The 16,272-nt window shown below is 67.6% G+C and carries 11 protein-coding genes; 6 read left to right on the forward strand and 5 right to left on the reverse strand.

Annotated elements, in window-relative coordinates; genetic code table 11:
• Positions 1-14: 14 nt before the first annotated feature.
• A complete protein-coding gene (locus BC102111_RS00500; protein ID WP_101623353.1) occupies positions 15-1,346 on the reverse strand; it encodes an MFS transporter in 1,332 nt (443 codons plus the stop codon).
• Between the two features lie 201 nt (positions 1,347-1,547).
• On the opposite strand from BC102111_RS00500, the gene BC102111_RS00505 reads away from it, so the two are divergent.
• Both BC102111_RS00505 and BC102111_RS00510 read left to right on the forward strand, forming a co-directional pair.
• Positions 1,548-2,705, forward strand: a complete 1,158-nt coding sequence (locus BC102111_RS00505) for a PucR family transcriptional regulator (RefSeq protein ID WP_101623354.1) — start codon at positions 1,548-1,550, stop codon at positions 2,703-2,705.
• Positions 2,706-2,872: 167 nt separating this feature from the next.
• Positions 2,873-3,292, forward strand: coding sequence for a VOC family protein (locus tag BC102111_RS00510; protein WP_009376740.1), 420 nt, complete (start codon positions 2,873-2,875; stop codon positions 3,290-3,292).
• Between the two features lie 252 nt (positions 3,293-3,544).
• Here the strand turns inward: BC102111_RS00510 and BC102111_RS00515 are convergent, their stop codons facing one another.
• Entirely contained in the window at positions 3,545-4,705 is a 1,161-nt protein-coding gene (locus tag BC102111_RS00515; RefSeq protein WP_232252523.1) for a DUF2332 domain-containing protein, read from the reverse strand.
• Between the two features lie 503 nt (positions 4,706-5,208).
• On the opposite strand from BC102111_RS00515, the gene BC102111_RS00520 reads away from it, so the two are divergent.
• The gene (locus BC102111_RS00520) at positions 5,209-7,608 is read left to right on the forward strand and encodes an HNH endonuclease signature motif containing protein (protein ID WP_101623356.1); all 2,400 of its coding nucleotides are present in this window, start codon (positions 5,209-5,211) and stop codon (positions 7,606-7,608) included.
• Between the two features lie 191 nt (positions 7,609-7,799).
• Here the strand turns inward: BC102111_RS00520 and BC102111_RS00525 are convergent, their stop codons facing one another.
• The gene (locus BC102111_RS00525) at positions 7,800-8,786 is read right to left on the reverse strand and encodes a siderophore-interacting protein (protein ID WP_101623357.1); all 987 of its coding nucleotides are present in this window, start codon (positions 8,784-8,786) and stop codon (positions 7,800-7,802) included.
• A 254-nt stretch (positions 8,787-9,040) separates the two neighbouring features.
• Complete coding sequence (locus BC102111_RS00530; protein WP_101623358.1) at positions 9,041-11,854, reverse strand: hypothetical protein; 2,814 nt, start codon at positions 11,852-11,854, stop codon at positions 9,041-9,043.
• 646 nt (positions 11,855-12,500) lie between these two features.
• Here BC102111_RS00530 and BC102111_RS00535 point away from each other — a divergent pair.
• From BC102111_RS00535 to BC102111_RS00545, 3 genes are all read left to right on the forward strand, one after another.
• Positions 12,501-12,965 (forward strand): hypothetical protein, encoded by a 465-nt coding sequence (locus tag BC102111_RS00535; protein WP_146001376.1) that lies wholly within the window; start codon positions 12,501-12,503, stop codon positions 12,963-12,965.
• A gap of 629 nt (positions 12,966-13,594) precedes the next feature.
• Positions 13,595-14,284, forward strand: a complete 690-nt coding sequence (locus BC102111_RS00540; protein WP_101623360.1) for a hypothetical protein — start codon at positions 13,595-13,597, stop codon at positions 14,282-14,284.
• A 303-nt stretch (positions 14,285-14,587) separates the two neighbouring features.
• A complete protein-coding gene (locus BC102111_RS00545) occupies positions 14,588-15,262 on the forward strand; it encodes a DUF6226 family protein (RefSeq protein WP_009376710.1) in 675 nt (224 codons plus the stop codon).
• Between the two features lie 7 nt (positions 15,263-15,269).
• Here BC102111_RS00545 and BC102111_RS00550 read toward each other — a convergent pair whose 3' ends face one another.
• Positions 15,270-16,211 carry an ornithine cyclodeaminase family protein gene (locus tag BC102111_RS00550; protein ID WP_101623361.1) on the reverse strand — a complete coding sequence of 314 codons (942 nt, stop codon included), beginning with the start codon at positions 16,209-16,211 and terminating at the stop codon, positions 15,270-15,272.
• Positions 16,212-16,272 lie beyond the last annotated feature (61 nt).

Genomic DNA, 16,272 nt, shown 5'->3' on the forward strand with positions numbered 1-16,272 from the left:
CGGGAGCCGAGTGCTCAGTGCTTGAAGCCGGGGAGGTCGACGCTCAGCCTCGGCGCGATCGCTCCGGCGAACGCCGTGAAGAGGGAGAGGAAGACGAGCATCGCCGCGGCCGGCCACCAATGGTCGTTCGCCGAGGCGACGAACCCGGTCGCGAGCAGCGGGATGAAGCCCGAGAGCATGCCCGCGGCGTTCTGCGCCATGCCCACCCCGGTGTAGCGGGTCGTCGCGGGGAAGAGCCCGGTGAGCACCGTGCCCGATGCCGCATACGGCAGGGAGAGCGCACCGACGGCGATGGTCATCGCGATGACGATGAGGACCGGCTGACCGGACTCGAAGAGGAGGAACGCGGGGACCGCAATGACCGCCGAGGCGATTCCGCCCCAGAGGATGACCCTGCTCGCGCCGTACTTCGCCCCGAGCATCCCTCCCCAGATGAGGATGAGGATCTCGACCGCGGCGGCGACCATGCTGCCGAGCAGGAGGAGCGAGTCATCGTAGCCGAGGATGTTCACGCCGTAGTAGACGCAGAAGGCGGTGACGAGATAGAAGCCGCCGACGCCGAGGAGTGCCGCAGCCATGCCGACGATGATCTGCTTCCAACTGCGCTTGAGCGTCGTCGAGATCGGGCTCTTCTCGACCTCACCGGACTCCTCGAGCTGGCGGAAGACCGGGGACTCCTCGAGGCGGCTGCGGATGTAGACGGCGACGAGGAGGAGCGGGATGGCGACGAGGAACGGGATCCGCCAGCCCCACGAGTTGAAGTTCTCCTGTGAGAGGAGCAGGGTCATGACGAAGAAGCCGCCCGAGGAGAGGATCGTGCCGATCGGCGAGCCGATCTGCGGGATCGCGGCGTAGCGGGCGCGCAGGTGGAGCGGGGCGTTCTCGACGACGAGCGTCATCGCCCCCGACCATTCGCCGCCGACGAAGAGACCCTGCGCGATGCGCAGGAGGACGAGGAGGACCGGGGCGGCGAACCCGATCGCCGCGTACGTCGGGAGCATGCCGATGAGGCCGGTGACGATGCCGATGCCGACGATCGTGATCATGAGGACCCGACGACGTCCGATCCTGTCACCCATCCGACCGAAGATGATGCCGCCGATGGGCCGCGCGGCCAGACCGACGCCGAAGGTCGCGAACGATGCGAGGGCTGCGGCGGTGGCGTTCTCCGAGGTGAAGTACTGGACGTTGAAGATCAGCGCGGCGGCGGCGCTGAAGAGGAAGAAGTCATACCATTCGAGCGCGGTGCCGATGAGTGCCCCGACGGCGACCTTGTTCGCGTCCTTGACGCTGAGTTCCTGCGTCGCGTCGTATTCGATCGCCGAGGTGGTGGGGTCGTTGCTCATGCGTGATCTCCGTCGATTGCGTGGGCGGTTCTGCGATTGTGGGGGCGGGCGTCCGCCTGCGTGGGTCGGGCGTTCGGGTGGGCGGGTGGTGGCGGACGACTGTGTGACTCAGAACATTACCGAGTGAGATCGCTCGGTCTCCACGGAGAAATGCCGCAGTTATCCCGGTCGGGATTGTGCATATGCACATACACTGACGACATGAGTGCGAACGACGGCCGCCTACATGATCGGCCGCTGCCCGGCGATCGGCAGCGGTGGTTCGAACTCCTCGACGCCCTCGACCTCGACGAGCTCACCGAGTCCTTCATGGACCGCGTCGTCACCGTCCCAGGCTACGACCCCGCGCCGATCCCCGTCTCCGAACTGCGCCGCACCGGCAGGAACTCGTTCACCACCCTCATCGACGGTCTGCGCGCCGGCGGCTTCGACGGGGCCGTTGCCGTCTCGACCGAGGTCGGCGTCTCCCGCGCCCGGGCGGGCATCCCGCTCGAGGCGCTGATGACGGCGATCCGCCACGACTTCACCGTGCTCTGGGAGGCGCTCACCCGCGTCGCCACCCGGGACGACGCCGAACTCGTCATCCGCCACACAGGTGACGTGCTCAGCACCGTCGACGAGTACGTCCTCCAGGTCCAGCGGGCCTACACGGCCGAGCTGCAGCGGATGCGCGCCGAGGAGTCATCCGTCCGCCAGGGCTACATCGCCTCGCTCTTCCAGGATGTGAACCCCACGGACGAGCGGTTGGCCACGATCGCCTCGGCGCTGGGGATCGATCCGACCGAGGAGCTCATCGTCGCCGCCTCACGCGAGGAGGACACCCCGGACCTGCGCGTCCTCGTCTCCGCACACGAGAGCACGGGCGGGACGATGTTCACCCACCACCTCGGCGGGGTCCTCATCGCCTTCGCATCCGCGGCAGGGGTGCGGCGGACGGGGATCGACGCCCGCCTCGCCGAGGCGAGGGTCGGGTTGGTCACGGCTGCCGGGATCGCGTCCCTGCGTCGCCTCGCGCTCACCGCCAGGGATCTCGCGCAGGCCATCACCCCAGGTGAGACGGGAGCGATGACGTGGAGTCGGGGGTGGGCCAGGCTCGCGGCGCAGGCTCTCAATGCGACGGGAAAGACCGTCGGCGGCGACATCGACGAGGCCCTCGCCGCGTGCGGGACGGCGGAGCGGGAGCGCCTCGTCGAGGCGGTCGGGGCGTACCTCGAGACCGGGAGCATCGGGCGGACGGCGGCCGAGCTCTACTGCCATCGCAACACCGTCGCCAACCGTCTGCGGCGATTCGCCGAGGTGACCGGGGTCGATCCGACGATCCCCGCCGAGGCGGCCCGCCTCGTCGTCGCGTGGGCGTGAGCCTCTGTCGTCGACGAGGTGGGCGCGGTGGGGACGCGGTGCGGGAATCGCTGTCGCCGGCGGGAACGTCTGTCCCCGGCGGGACGGTCGGGGCATACTTGAGTCACGACGACCGGCAACGGAGCCGGTCGTGCGGTCTATCCGTCCACGTCATGAGGTGAGAAGCCATGCCGGTCAGTCCCCACGTCTTCATCAGCGGCGGCCAGTGCGCCGCCGCGTTCGAACGCTACCGCGACATCCTCGGCGGTGATCTCACGATCGCGCTCGCCAAGGACGCGCCTCCCGAGGCGCGGATGCCCGGCGCACCCGAGGATTCGGTCATGCACGCCGAGCTCGACCTCGGTGATTCGCGGATCATGGGCGCCGACGATCCGACGGGCACAGGGGACGCGATGACCGGGGTCGCCCTCTTCTATGCCGCTCCCGATCCGGAGGTGGCGAAGCGGATCTTCGACGTCCTCGCCGAGGGCGGTGAGGTGCAGATGCCGTTCGCGCCGACATTCTGGTCGGCGGGATTTGGGGCGTGCATCGACCAGTTCGGAGTGCCGTGGATGATCGATACGACCCAGGAGCCTGCTCCGCAGTGAGCCTGAATCGGCCCGGGCTGGGTCGGGGTGGAGTTGGGTCGGGGTGGGGCTGTTCGGGACGGGGCTGGGTCCTGGTGGAGCCGGGTCGGGGTGGACTTGGATCAGGGTGGGGCTGTTCGGATTGGGGTGTGCCGGAGGGTCCGCTGGAGGGTTCGCCGGACGGTTCGACGGACAGTTCGCTGGACGGTCCGGCGGACAGTCCGCGTTCGACGGATGCCGTGGTTGCCGAAGTGCTCTGGTTTCACGGAATGCCTATGGTGCCTGGGGCAGTGGTGTCCTCAGGCCCTCGCAGCTCTGCAGGCTCTCGTAGCTCTGCCCGTGGGGTCCGGTGAGGGCGGTTGCGATTCCGTCGACGGCGAGGACGAAGCGGCCGCCGGCTCTCTCGATGCCGAGGTCACGCAGCTGGTCGCCGATCTCGGGCAGCACGCGCTCGCCCTCGTTGCTCACCCAGACGACGTCGTCGCGGGAGCGCATGAGGTCGGCGAAGGCGGCTCGGTGTGGTGGGTCGACATAGGCGAGGACAGCGCTGTGGAACACGACGACCTGTGAGTCGGCCGGGGCCTCGGCGATGAGCGATTCCACGCCGGCGACGAGATCACCGGTGACCAACCTCGGCGGGTCGGCGGCGGCGATGGCGGCAGCGGCGTCGAGGCGGTCGCGGCGGACGGTGTGCTCGGGCCAGATGAGCGAGCGCAGCCATGCGCGGTCCTCGGGGTCGGTGACGTCGAGAGGGTTGAGGTCGATCCCCGCGCGCCAGACGACCCCGGGGAGGCGAGTCGGCGGCGCTGTGCCGGTGAGCGTGCACTCGAGATCGACGGTGCTCGGGCCGTCGGCGGGGTCGAGGTGGACGGTGCCGGGCTCTCCTGTGCCATGCTCCGCTGAGTCCGACTCCTTGGCGCCGGACTCTCCGGCTCCGGACCCTCCTGTGCCTGCCCCTCCAGCACCTGACTCCCCGTCGCCGATCGAGACGTTCTCCCCGGGGACGGCGACGGTCCGATATGTGTAGCTGTAGCGATCGGGATAGAGGCACAGCCCCGCCGAGGCGCCGACTTCGGTGAGCGAGATAGGCCCGTTGATCTGCGCCAACGCCGGCAGCAGGACGGCGCACCGACCGGCCTCGTTCGTCTGCGTCGAGCGGGCGAGCATGAGCGAGCGGGTCTCGTCCCAGTGCTCGAGCAGCCACGTGCGCAGCTGCGCGTAGTCGCCTTCACCGGCGCCGAGGTGTCTGGCCGCTCCGAAGAGCAGATTCGCCTGGCGTTTGGGCCGGGGAAGGTCGAGAAGGAGGCGGAGGATCGCCTCGTCCTCGGCGACACCGCTCGCCCAGTCGACGTAGATCGGGGAGGTGCCGGCCGCCTCGACGCCGGCGAAGTTCCGGTAGTACTCGCGCAGAGTCTCGGTGTCGAGATCGGTCATCGGTCGCATGCAGTCGTCCCCTTCCGGCCGAAGTCACCGCCGGTGCGGCTCGATCGTCTCCTCATCGTAGACCGAGCGGTGTCGGCCGGGGCGGTTCGGTGCGGGTGTGCCTCGGGACTGCACCGGTGTGCTTCGGGACTGCGCAGGTGTGCTTCGGGACTGCGCAGGTGTGCCTCGGGACTGCGCGGCGGCCGCGCCGTGCCCCAGCGTCAGCACCTGCTCGTAGGATCACCCACAACCAGGCCGAGCCGACCCCTCCGCTGTCAGACCCTCGATGTGCCTGCGCAGGCGCCACGACGAGGCCACCAACGGTCGCGATGAGAGGACCGCCCCTGATCACAAGCACAGACCATCACACACCCAGCACACTTGAGAACAAGAAGAGTTGACGCTGGATTCGAAGAACATAGAACAGTAGTCAAATAGTCGAACAAAAAACAAAGAAAACCATTGGCAACACCGAAATAGGTGTATACTAGGAGCATTAACACCGACGTTGATGAATGGACCAGGAGGCCATGACTCTCACCCCGGACCGCACCCCGAAGAAGCCGAAGCGCCACGCTCCGACTCCCTCGCAGAATGCGCCCGGGCCCGATGAGACGTCGACGAACTCCCGCAGGACACCCGCGGCTGATGGTCCACGTGACGAGGCGATCAGCGAGGAACTCCAGTCACTGCGCGACCAACTCGCTCAGGCTGGATTCGACCTCACCGGCCACCCCCTCGCCGACGACTTCGACGCCCTCGACCCCGTCACCACCAACGCCCCGGTCCCCGAGGACCCCGCATTCGACTACTTCTCCACCATCGATGACTCCGATATCGACCTCTTCGGACCTCGCCGAGACAACGGCGGAGAAGAGGCGGACGAGTGGCCCGGCGATGCTCCCTCACAGGACCCCGAACACCCGATCCCAGACGACACCGCCCATCCCGGCGACCTGCCCGCGACCGCCCGCAATGGCCAGTCACAGTCGGTGCCGTCGACTCCCGCGAACTCAACCAACACCCCGGGGCCCTTCGCTTCCGGCTCGTCGATCCCGCAGTCTCCTGATGACTCCACAACGTCGGTTCCCGTCGGCACCCCCACCACGGACACCTCGGAGACTGTCGGCACAGGCACCGTCGAGACGGCTGATGCTCCTGGGTGGGTGAGTCGCCACCCTCTGCTCACTGACACCGCGTGGGCGGACCTGTCGGGGTTCGCTCCGGAAGTCACGACCAGCATCACCACCCTCATGGACTTCAGCACCGGGTTGCGCTTCTTCGACCGACCCATGGGCCCGGATGAGGCTCTCCTGCTCATCGATGGCACCGAGGCCCTGTCCCGGATCACCGAGGCCCTCTCCACCCTGGCCCTGTCGGTCTACGAACGTGTCGGAACACCAACTGACACAGGTGCCAAGGACACGAAAGCCCTCATCCGGGACCGGCTCAACCTCACCCCGACCGAAGCGAACCGGCGTACCGAGTTGGCGAAGAACCTCGGGGGCAGGGTCGATACCACCGGACAAGCCCTGCAACCGTTGTGCCCGGAAGTCGCCGAAGGCCTCCATGCCGGGGTGCTTTCGGCAGGGCAGGCGAAAGCCATCGATGACTGCCTTGATGACCTGCCCGGCTGGGTGTCAGCCGAGCAGCGGGCGGATGTGGAGAAACGCCTCGTCGACTATGCACCCCAGGTGCGGGTGAAGGATCTGCGGGGCATCTTCGATCGGATGCTTGCCTATATTGATCCCGACGGGGCTAAACCTTGTGAGGAGACCCCGCGTACGGACTACTCGGTGACGGTCCGGCCCAAGCGCAACGGGGACTGGGTGCTCGGGGGACTGCTCGACCCGGTGTCCGGGGCGGCATTGAACGGGTTGCTCACCTCCCGCATCCACTCAGCCACCCCGGATACCGATGCCAACGGCCACAACTCAGGGACCACGGGTGATACGGGAGTCGACAGCGAAGACGCCGGTGGCACATCGCTGGGACACCCTGCAACTCCGAGCGGCAGCAATGACACTGCCGCCGACCAGGATGCGCTCTTCGAGATTGTCGATCAGGTCCTCCACGGGGACCTCCACGATGCGCCCCTGCCGATCCCGCAGGCACCCCCGGATTGGGCGGTCGGTTCGGGAGATGACGGTGACGAGACGGGTCGCGGTACGGACAGCACTGCTGCCGGCGTCGGTGCCACCGACAGTGCGGCTGCCGGTTTCCCGGTCGGGGTCGGGGTGCGTGAGGACGGCACCCCGGTCGACCTCACCGGGCAGCGGCCTTCGGCGCGGGCGTGGATCTATGAACGCTTCGCGACCCTGATCTCTCGGATCAGCATGGACCAGGCCGGCACCGGGTCGCCTTACGCTCTCGTGGTGACCGCGACCGCTGAGGACCTCGCTCATCGGACTGGGGAAGGCACGACCGGGGTCGAGACCCCGATCCCGATCCACGAACTCGTAACCAACGGGCTCAACGGGGACGTGTTCTTCCACCTCATGAGTGAGACCGCGCACACGATGCAGGTGATGACGGAGAAACGGTTCGCGAACAAGAAACAGGTCGCGGTCATCACCGCCCGTGACAAGGGGTGTACGTTCCCCGGGTGTGATGCGCCCCCGGGGTGGTGCGAGGCCAACCATGTGGTGCCCTGGGCCAGGGGTGGGAAGACGACGATCAACAATCTGGCTCTGGCCTGCAGTGCCCACCATCACCTGTTGGATCGCTCCGACTGGGAGATGCTCATGCTTCTGGATGGGCGTCCGGCGTGGAGACCACCGGCGTCGGTGGATCCTGCCCGACGACCACTGTTGCATCCGCGGTTCCTGGCCGAGGAGATCATCGCGTCCCTCTTCGACGACCACCCCGACAGTTCTGACGAGAACCAGAGCGTTGAGGGTGACTGTCCGGGCTAGATCGGGTGAGAGGGCACAACCCTGTCCGTAGGGGAGTGTGGGCACGACCTTGCCTACAAGCGGAGTGCCCGGTCAGTGTCGAACTGTTTCTTCGCAACCTTCATGGCCGACATGACCTGAACTATGCGTGCAGGGCCAGTCACACCATCGTCCCGCACTGCACCGCTGCGCTGTAAGTCCACTGATCGTGCTCAGCCTTCGGCCTTGCCCTGACGCCAATAGCCCATGAACGCCACCTGTTTGCGATCGACGCCGACCTCCTGGACAAGATACCGACGCAGGCGTTTGACCGGTCCCGCCTCACCGGCGATCCACGCGTAGAACGGCCGGGCCGTGCTGTCGCTCGAACTGCTCTGGGCAGCCTGCGAGAGCTGGGAGGGAACGTCCCAGAGGATCTCGGAATCGATGTCGACGTCCGGGAGTTCGACGCCCGCGCCTGATCCTCCCACCTCGGCGAGGACCCTTCTCTCCGCTTTCACCGCCGCCCGGACTGCGGGCTCGAGTTTGGCGCCGAACTCGGCATCACCACGGGGGAGCCATTCGATCTCGAATCCGTCGGGGAGGGTGAGATCGAGGACATCGGCAGGGCTGGGGACCTCGATGACCGCCTTCCCACGTACGCTGCCCCCGACCAGTGATTCGAGGATCGAGGCGATGGCCGGCACGGCGGTCTCATCTCCGGCGAGGAGGAGCTGATCGGCGTCGCCGGATCGGAACTCGATCCCGCCGTAATCGCCGTCGTGATCGCGCGACGGTCCGATGATGTGAAGGCGGTGACCGATCTCTGCGGTCTCGGCCCAGCTCGCGGCCGGACCCGAATGTCCTGCCTCGTCCGTGTGAAGGACCATGTCGACGACGAGCTCACGGACCTCGTCGCGCCACTCGCGGACCGTGTACGTGCGCATGCACCCGCGCAGCGCCTCGTCGAGCTGCAGCCACGCCTGGTACCACGAGGTCCCGGCCTGTGCCTGCTCGCTGAAGAACCCCACAAGGTCGAAAGCGGGAGCGGTCGTGCCGCCTGGGGGAATGACGAGCTTGATCCTCAGGTCGCGCGGATGGTCGGTGACGCCGAAGTCAGCGAGTCCGGGGCCTCCGAACGTGATGCGACGGAAGGCGGGACTGAGATCCTCGATGCCGATGACGGTGGCTTCGAAGGCGTTGATGGATGCTCGTGACACGGGTTCTCCTCTGGCCCCCGCGGTGAGTCGAGACCCCGCGGCGACGATGGACGTTCGTTCACGTCGAGTCTACAGATAAGGGTAGCCTTTCCACACTGTCTGATCGCCGATGTGATTCAACCGACGTCCCGACGGCGGCCGGGTGCGAGCACCGACTCTCCGAGTCAGGTCGGGCGCGCGAAGAGACGGCGCACCGGACCGATGCGAGCCGGGTCGTGTTGCGCACCGGCCCGGCCCGCGAACTCCCCGGCCTCTCAGTATCCGTAGCCGTCGTTGATGGTGATGACGACCTTCCCGTCGACGATCTCAGCCGTCCCGTCCACGGAGAACGTCACCGTGTCATCGAACGTGCCGTCATCATCGAAGAACGAATCATAGTTGCCGGTGACGAACGCCTCTCCCTCGGTCACCGAGGTGACGGCCCAGGCAGGACCGCCGTTGGGGCCGGTCGTCTCTCCCAGGTCGTAGTACGGATCCGACGAGCTGTCCGCCACGGTGACCGTGGGATACGAGGAGATGGACCACTTGATGTTCGTCGCGTCGTAGCTCTCGGCGCTGAACGAGCCGAACGGGCACCCGTCGGGCTGAGCGACGGTCTTCTGCGCGCAGCTGTCGATGAGGGTCTTCACCTGCTTGTCGACCTCGCTGCGGAACGCATCGGTCGGCTGCGCTGCGAGGAGCGCCGGTTCGACGCCCTCCATGTCCGCATCGTCGACGCTGCCGGCGAAGAACGTCCGTGCCTCGATGGGGTCGGCGGAGATGAGCTCTGTCTGCTCGGCGAGCCCGACTTCGTAGAGCGCCGGGAACGCCGGCAGCGCCAGCTGACTGCCGTCTGTGTCGACATCGATGCCGTTGACTTTGACCGTCGTCAGCCCGGGAGTCTCCACCGCGAGGTAGGACAGCTCAGGCGACTGCAGCTTCCAATCGTCGAAGAACAGAGCAGTCTTACCCGACTTGACCAGGGAGAAGTCGGTCGTGCTCTTGCTTCCTCCCAGGTCGAAGGTCGCCGACACCGTGGCCTGGTCATCGGAGACGTCAGCATCGGCGACGGTGATGTCCGTGGGCAGGGCCTTGGCGGCGCCGAGGACGTCGTTGGTGAGCAGCTGCCTCTGCTCCGCCGGCACATCGACATCCGCGATCGACAGCGCCCCTTCGGCGTCTCCGTCGGCCAGTCGGTCGAGGTACTTCTCCACAGCCGCTTCCGGGCCGAACATCCGACCGTTGACCTGGGTGACGACGATGAGCGCGGCGACGATGACGAGGACCGAGACTCCGCTGATGACGCCGACGACGGTGGCCTTCTTCCGGTCGAACGGCTTGGCCGGACCTCCCGACGCGCCGGGGGATCGCCCGTCGTACGCAGACTGCGCTGGTGCCGACGCTGCCCCGGAATAGGTGCCCGCCTCCGACCACGCGCGCGTGGATCCCGTGCCGGTCTGACTCGGCGATGGGTCTGCGCTCCACGAAGATGAGGGTCCGGCGAAGTCTGGGGCGGACTGCGCCGCTGATCCCGAGACGGATGGATCCGCAGCCCCGGAGGCGGACTGTGCAGTCGAGCCGGAGGCTGCGTGGAGGGCCGAATCGAAGGCGGACTGAGACGTCGTCCCGGAAGCAGGTTGTGACGCCGAGCCGGGTGCTGACTGCGAAATCGGATTGCCGCTCGAATCCTGCGGTGCTCCCGACTGCGGACCGGCCGGGCCGAACGGAGTCTGCGGCGGCGGAGGCGGTGTCTGGCCCGATCGCGTGCCGGAGACCGCGCTGCGATGGATGAGCGGATACTCCGGAGCGCTCATGCCGAGTTCGCGACCCCAGTGCGGGTGCGTCGCCCGACCGGCGAGGAACCGCGTCACCGCAGGCATCGTCAGCGCCAGGCGCGGCCCGAGCGTGCGCGAGAGCACCTCGATGAGGCCGCCCCAGACTGCGAAGACGAGGAACGACCACGCCAAGGCGCTCAGTGCGGCCTGTCCGGCAGCCATCGACCCGAAGACGTCCGTCGCTCCGGCCGATCCGCGCACGGAGGCCCGCATCGGGATCGCCGTCAGCGAGAGGACCCCCCACACCGCGGCGAAGGCGAGCGGGATCCTCCACGCAGAATGCCACTGATTCGGATCCTGACCCTGCACCGTCCACCGCGGCTGCCGCGTCACCGTGGCGACGAGCGTTGCGGCGAGGACCGCGACGACGACGGCGAGCAGACCCAACCACAGCTGCCCGGGAGCCTCGTCGCTGAAGATCGTCAGCGACTCGGAGAACGTTCCCGAGTCCGAGAAGCCACCCGATCCCGAACCGAAGCCACCCTGCATCGAGAACGTCACCCCGCCGAGGTGGACGAGCAGAGTGAGGATGAGACCCATCGTGATGAAGACGAGCGGAACCACCTGGCCGGGGACGTCGAGACCGAAGGGCAGGACGAAGATCGCCACGATCGACATCACGGCGACCATGACGACGAGATGGACCCATGCGACGAGCAGAGGCGGAACCGCCCAGCGGAGGAACGGGGCACCGATCGCCTCTGTGCCCTTGAAGTGGCCGGCGACTCGGCCCCACGCGCTCACCGCGGCGATGACGAGCAGAGGGACGAAGAACGAGCGCGCAGTCACCGCCGAGAACTCGAACTGCGCGGCACCGCCGCCTTCCATGAGCGCGAACCGTGCCGCGAAGATGAGCTGGAGCAGGAAGAGCACGATGGTGAACGCCAGCGCGGAGATTCCGATCTGGATCCACGTCGACCCGCGGTTGGGAGACGGCTGGCGACGCTCGCTCCACCGGGTGAACCACCACAGGGTCCCGAGGACGACGAGCGTGACGAGCAGGGGGGCGCCGGAGAGGTGGAGCGCGCCGTTCGCGGAGGCGAAGTCCTCGATCTGCAGGTCGAAGCGGAACGCGGCCGAACCGAACAGGGCCAGAGCCATGAGGACGAATGGAAGGGCGTAGCCGATCTTGTCGGTGTCCGCGCCCATGGTCTGGGAGGCCGAATCGACCTCGGCGGTCGACATGACAACGACCGTGAGGATGATCGACACGAGGATGCCGGCGGCCAGGGCGATCCCCGGAGGAATGAGCACCGCCTTCCACGTGGCTCCGCGGGCAAGCGGTGCCAGGTATGTCGCCGCCCGCGGCGAGTGTCCCGCGCTCGATGTGGGATAGGGAATGCCCTGCGGGGTCGCCCCCTGCTGGGGATCCGGTGAACCCTGGTACGGCGTGCCCTGCTGGGGGTGTGGCGCACCCTGCGAGGCGGCACCCTGGTACGGCGCATCCTGGTACGGTGATGCTCCCTGGTGAGCGGGCCCCTGGGGCGGATGCTGCGACCCCGCCCCCTGCCACGGCGGCGTCGACGGGGGATTCGGAGTTCCCTGAGGAGGGGCACCGTGCGTGGATTCGCCCTGTGGCTGCCGGGACCCGGATCCTTCCGGGGAGTGCGGGGTCCCCTGCTTTGGGGAGGGCGAACCTTCCGGCGAGTACAAGGAGTTCTGCTGGGCAGCGGCTTCCGGGGAGAAGCGCGGGAACTGCTCGGTCGGCGCACTCGTGTCCGAACCTGAGCCCGGTGCCCTCGTGTCCGAACCCGGTGCGCTCTGAGAAGGTGATTCGCGACTGTCCACTGCTGGCACGGCTGTGACGGTGTCTTCCGCATCGGTGCCGCTGGAAGCGGAGCTGTTGGGATTGGAGCTGCTGGTGTCAGAGGTGCCGGGATCAGAGTTGCCGGGATCAGAGTTGCTGGGATCAGAGCCGCCGAGCGTCGAGCTGCCGGGACCAGATCTGCCGGACGCCGAACTGCCGGGACGGGTGCTGCTGCGGGCGGGCTCGGCGGAGGGCTTCTTCGGTGCCGCTGAGGGCTTCCCGGCAGCCGACGGCTTCGCAGTTTCTGACGGCTTCGTGGTCCCCGACGGCCTCGCGGCTTCCGATGGCTTAGGAGCTTCCGACGGCTTCGCGGGCTTCGACGGTGTCGCGGAGCCCTCCTCGGGGCTGCGCTTCGAACTGTCGGGGGACCGCTCTTCGGGGTTCTGGGACCTGTCGGGGGACCGCTCTTCGGGGTTCTGGGACCTGTCGGGGGACCGCTCTTCGGGGTTCTGGGACCTGTCGGGGGACCGCTCTTCGGGGTTCTGGGACGATGTGCTCATGGGGAATCCTTCGACTGCTCAGGCCCGAGTGCGTCGCCGACCTCATTGCCGCCAATGATGCCTGCTGCGCTGGGCTGATGGGGACGTGATCAGTCATTCGCAACGACATATCCATCTGTAGTGGCATCCTATATTAGGCTGGAAACAGCAGAGGGAGTTTTTCTCAGAATTCTGTGTCCGACGACCGATCTGGAGCTGCCGATGAGCGACAACCCTTCCCGAGGCGGGCGTGGCCAGAACGATGGGTGGCCGCGCGATGATGCGAGCGGAGGACCTCAGCCCGGCCGTGGCCCGCGGCCCGGTGATGCGGACGCGTGGGGGCCTGCCGCGGAGACCGGTTGGGGATCGGGGTCCGATGACGGCTGGGACCGAGGTCCCGCCGACGGCGCCGAGGCTGCTCGTCAGGGCAGCGCGGGTGCCGGCGCCCCTGGAGCATGGGGTCCCCCAGCGGAGACGGGATGGGGCCGCCCGAACGAGGCCTCGCCCTTCATCGCCGCTCAGCAGCCGGCGTCGGCGCGGCACCCGAACGGAGCCGAGCGTCTCGGTGGGGAGCAGGAGCGTCCGGGACACGAGCCCGCGCGTCCGGCGTCCGAGCGCCCCGGCATACCTCCTCGTCAGCCGGAGGCGGGACCCCACCAGCAGGGAATGGAGCCCCATCAGCCGGGAGTGGGGCCCTACCAACAAGGGATGCGATCCCAGCAGCAGGAGATGGGGCCCCACCAGCAAGGGGCCGGGTTCGCTGCCGCAGGCCCGGGACGGTCTGCGGCGCCGACGACCGATCGACGCCGTCGCAGGGGCGTCATCGGACTCTTCATCGTTCTCGCAGTCGTGGTCGCCGGTGCCATCGGGTGGGGCGCGGCGATGTTCTTCACCCAGGACGACTCGGGTGAGACGACAGTCGCCAGCTCCCCGTCCGGCTCGGCCTCGCCGTCGCCGTCCGGCGGGCCGAGTGCGGAGACCACGCCGACCGCAGAGTCATCACCCGAACTCCCCGATGACCCGAAGGAGGCGCTCGACCAGATCGTCGACCGCGACCGCCCCTCTGTGGTCAAGGACCTCAATGGCAAATGGGTTCCCCAGCTGAGTTCGAAGCGAGTCGGCCTCGAAGCCGAGGGAAAGACGTGGAAGGAAGCGGACATCCTCGCCGAATACGAGGAATTCCGCAACGAGTATCCCCGGGTACAACTGGTGTGGTCGGGTGATTTCTCGAGCTTCAAAGAGGACGATTTCTGGGTGACCGTCGTCGGCATCGGCTACAGCGACCCCGAGGACGCACTCGCCTGGTGCTCCTCGAACGGTCTGGGGCCCGACCACTGCTACGCCAAGCAGCTCAACACCTCAGGGGGATACGAGGGAACGACCCGACTGCAGGACTGACGGTGTCGGCGACGAACGGACCTGATGCGACGGCAAGCACACCTGCACCTATGACGGCTGCGCGGCGCGGCCCGACGGCCCCGCCGACGTGCTCGAACGCCGTGAGGACATCGCAGAGGAGTGACGTTCGATGATTGGTGACCAGGCAGTGACCCGCTGTGACGAAGTGTTGACTCCGCGGCGGAACGAGCAGTCTAAGATCGAACCATGACTTTCTGGTGGCAGGAGCTGCGAAGCAACCTTGCCCGATCTTACGAAGACCCCTCTGACCAGCGGTGGAATCCCGCTATTGCGACTCTTCCGGTGTCAGAGAGGGCTGCCGCGCTGTTCCGTGAGGTCGAGGAGGACTTCCGCGCCACCGGGTCGCGCACGCCGAGGTGGGAGGACCCCCACCTCGACCCCGAGTTCGAGTGGGGCGGAGGACCGGCCCCCGACGGCTGGTCGGACGTGACCGATCATGAGAAATTCGCCATCGTCCACGCACGCGCGCGGGCGTGGATCAATGTGCTCGCCCGACGCGGCATCCGCGTCGCCGACCACCCGGTCGATTGGGCCAGCGACGACCCCTTCCTCTCCGTGGCCGACCGCAGCGCGATCCTCACAAGTGACGTCGAGGGCAACCCCGAGCTCGTCATCGGATTCAACGACTTCGTCGCCGACGACGACGGAATCGACCGCGTCGCCAACGTCGTCGTCGCCCTCGGCGATCCGGCCGTGTCTCTCGCCCGCGTGCCCGACTGCGGCTGTGACTTCTGCGACTACGGTTCCGACGTCCTCCTCCAGCAGCTCGACAGCCTCATCTTCTCCGTCGTCGACGGTTCGATCGAAGCGCAGTCAGGGGGCCGGTACTCCGGCTACCGCACCTCGTTCGATGCCGCCGGAGAATTCTCCGGGGAGATTACCCACCGCCAGGCCAGACATCGGTCACGACCGTGGTTCCCCGATTGGACGCCCCGGCCCATGCAGGAATGGGCCTGACCGCAGCTCACCGATCGCCGCGGTCGACGGTCTCGACGAGCTTCGCCGCGACGGCGAGGTCCTCCCACGACATCCCCGACCCCTTGAAGATCAGCGTGCGGTCCGCGTCAAGCGTGACCTCGCCCGTGCTCACCTGCTTCATCGTCACGATCGTGTCCGCGTCGAGGGCACCATCGGTGATCGCGAGGACGACGTCCCCGGCTTCGCGCAGGGCGGTGTCGAGGTCCTCGACGACGACCTCTGAGCGAGCGAACAGCTCCGCCGGCAGCTCCCGTGCGTGCGGATCATGCGAGCCGCACGCAAGCACCACGGCACCGGGGCGGACGAGATCGGCGTCGAAGAGCGGCGTGCGCGCGGTGGTCGCGGCGACGACGATGTCGGCGTCGCGCAGGGCCTCGTTCGCTTCCTCCGACCCTGCCGCGAGTACCCGTCCACGATCTCGCGCCTCGTCGCCGACCCGGTCGGGGGAGCGGACGACGAAGACCGCCTCGGCGACGTCGAGCTCCGCCCTGATCGTGTCGGCATGACCGATCCCCTGGGGCCCGGCGCCGAAGATGACGACCTTCACCGGGTCGGGGAAGCGCGAGAGCGCGGGCAGGACTGCGGCGACGGACACGGCGGGAGTGCGCAGGGTCGTCAGTGCCGCGCCGTCGATGACCGTGCGCAGGCGCAGCGTGGAGGCCTCGTACATGAGGTACTGGCCGAGGATGCGGGGCAGCCCGCGTTCGGCGTTGTCCGTCGAGACTCCGACGAGTTTGACCCCGACCCACTGTCCGAACTCCGAGGGCATGAAGATCATGTTTCCGGCGCTGATGTCGGTGACGGTCCGGGGGATGTCGTCACTGGGATCGAATCCCCCGGCCAGCGTCTCGCGGAGAGCGGAGACCGCCTCGGCGGGGGAGAGGGCCGCGAACACGGCTTCGGCGTCGAGATAGCTCACGTCGTCCATGGGTTCTCCTCACTGGTGCGGGTGCCACGGCTGTCCTGCCACACTATGTGATCGCGCCCAC

Source organism: Brevibacterium casei CIP 102111 (assembly GCF_900169275.1).
Classification (GTDB): Bacteria; Actinomycetota; Actinomycetes; order Actinomycetales; family Brevibacteriaceae; genus Brevibacterium; species Brevibacterium casei.

Bases quoted from the DNA above. Each gene is read 5' to 3' on its own strand.
- BC102111_RS00500 (WP_101623353.1), bottom strand. From the start codon at position 1,346: ATGAGCAACGACCCCACCACCTCGGCGATCGAATACGACGCGACGCAG.
- BC102111_RS00505 (WP_101623354.1), top strand. From the start codon at position 1,548: ATGAGTGCGAACGACGGCCGCCTACATGATCGGCCGCTGCCCGGCGAT.
- BC102111_RS00510 (WP_009376740.1), top strand. From the start codon at position 2,873: ATGCCGGTCAGTCCCCACGTCTTCATCAGCGGCGGCCAGTGCGCCGCC.
- BC102111_RS00515 (WP_232252523.1), bottom strand. From the start codon at position 4,705: ATGACCGATCTCGACACCGAGACTCTGCGCGAGTACTACCGGAACTTC.
- BC102111_RS00520 (WP_101623356.1), top strand. From the start codon at position 5,209: ATGGACCAGGAGGCCATGACTCTCACCCCGGACCGCACCCCGAAGAAG.
- BC102111_RS00540 (WP_101623360.1), top strand. From the start codon at position 13,595: ATGCGATCCCAGCAGCAGGAGATGGGGCCCCACCAGCAAGGGGCCGGG.
- BC102111_RS00550 (WP_101623361.1), bottom strand. From the start codon at position 16,211: ATGGACGACGTGAGCTATCTCGACGCCGAAGCCGTGTTCGCGGCCCTC.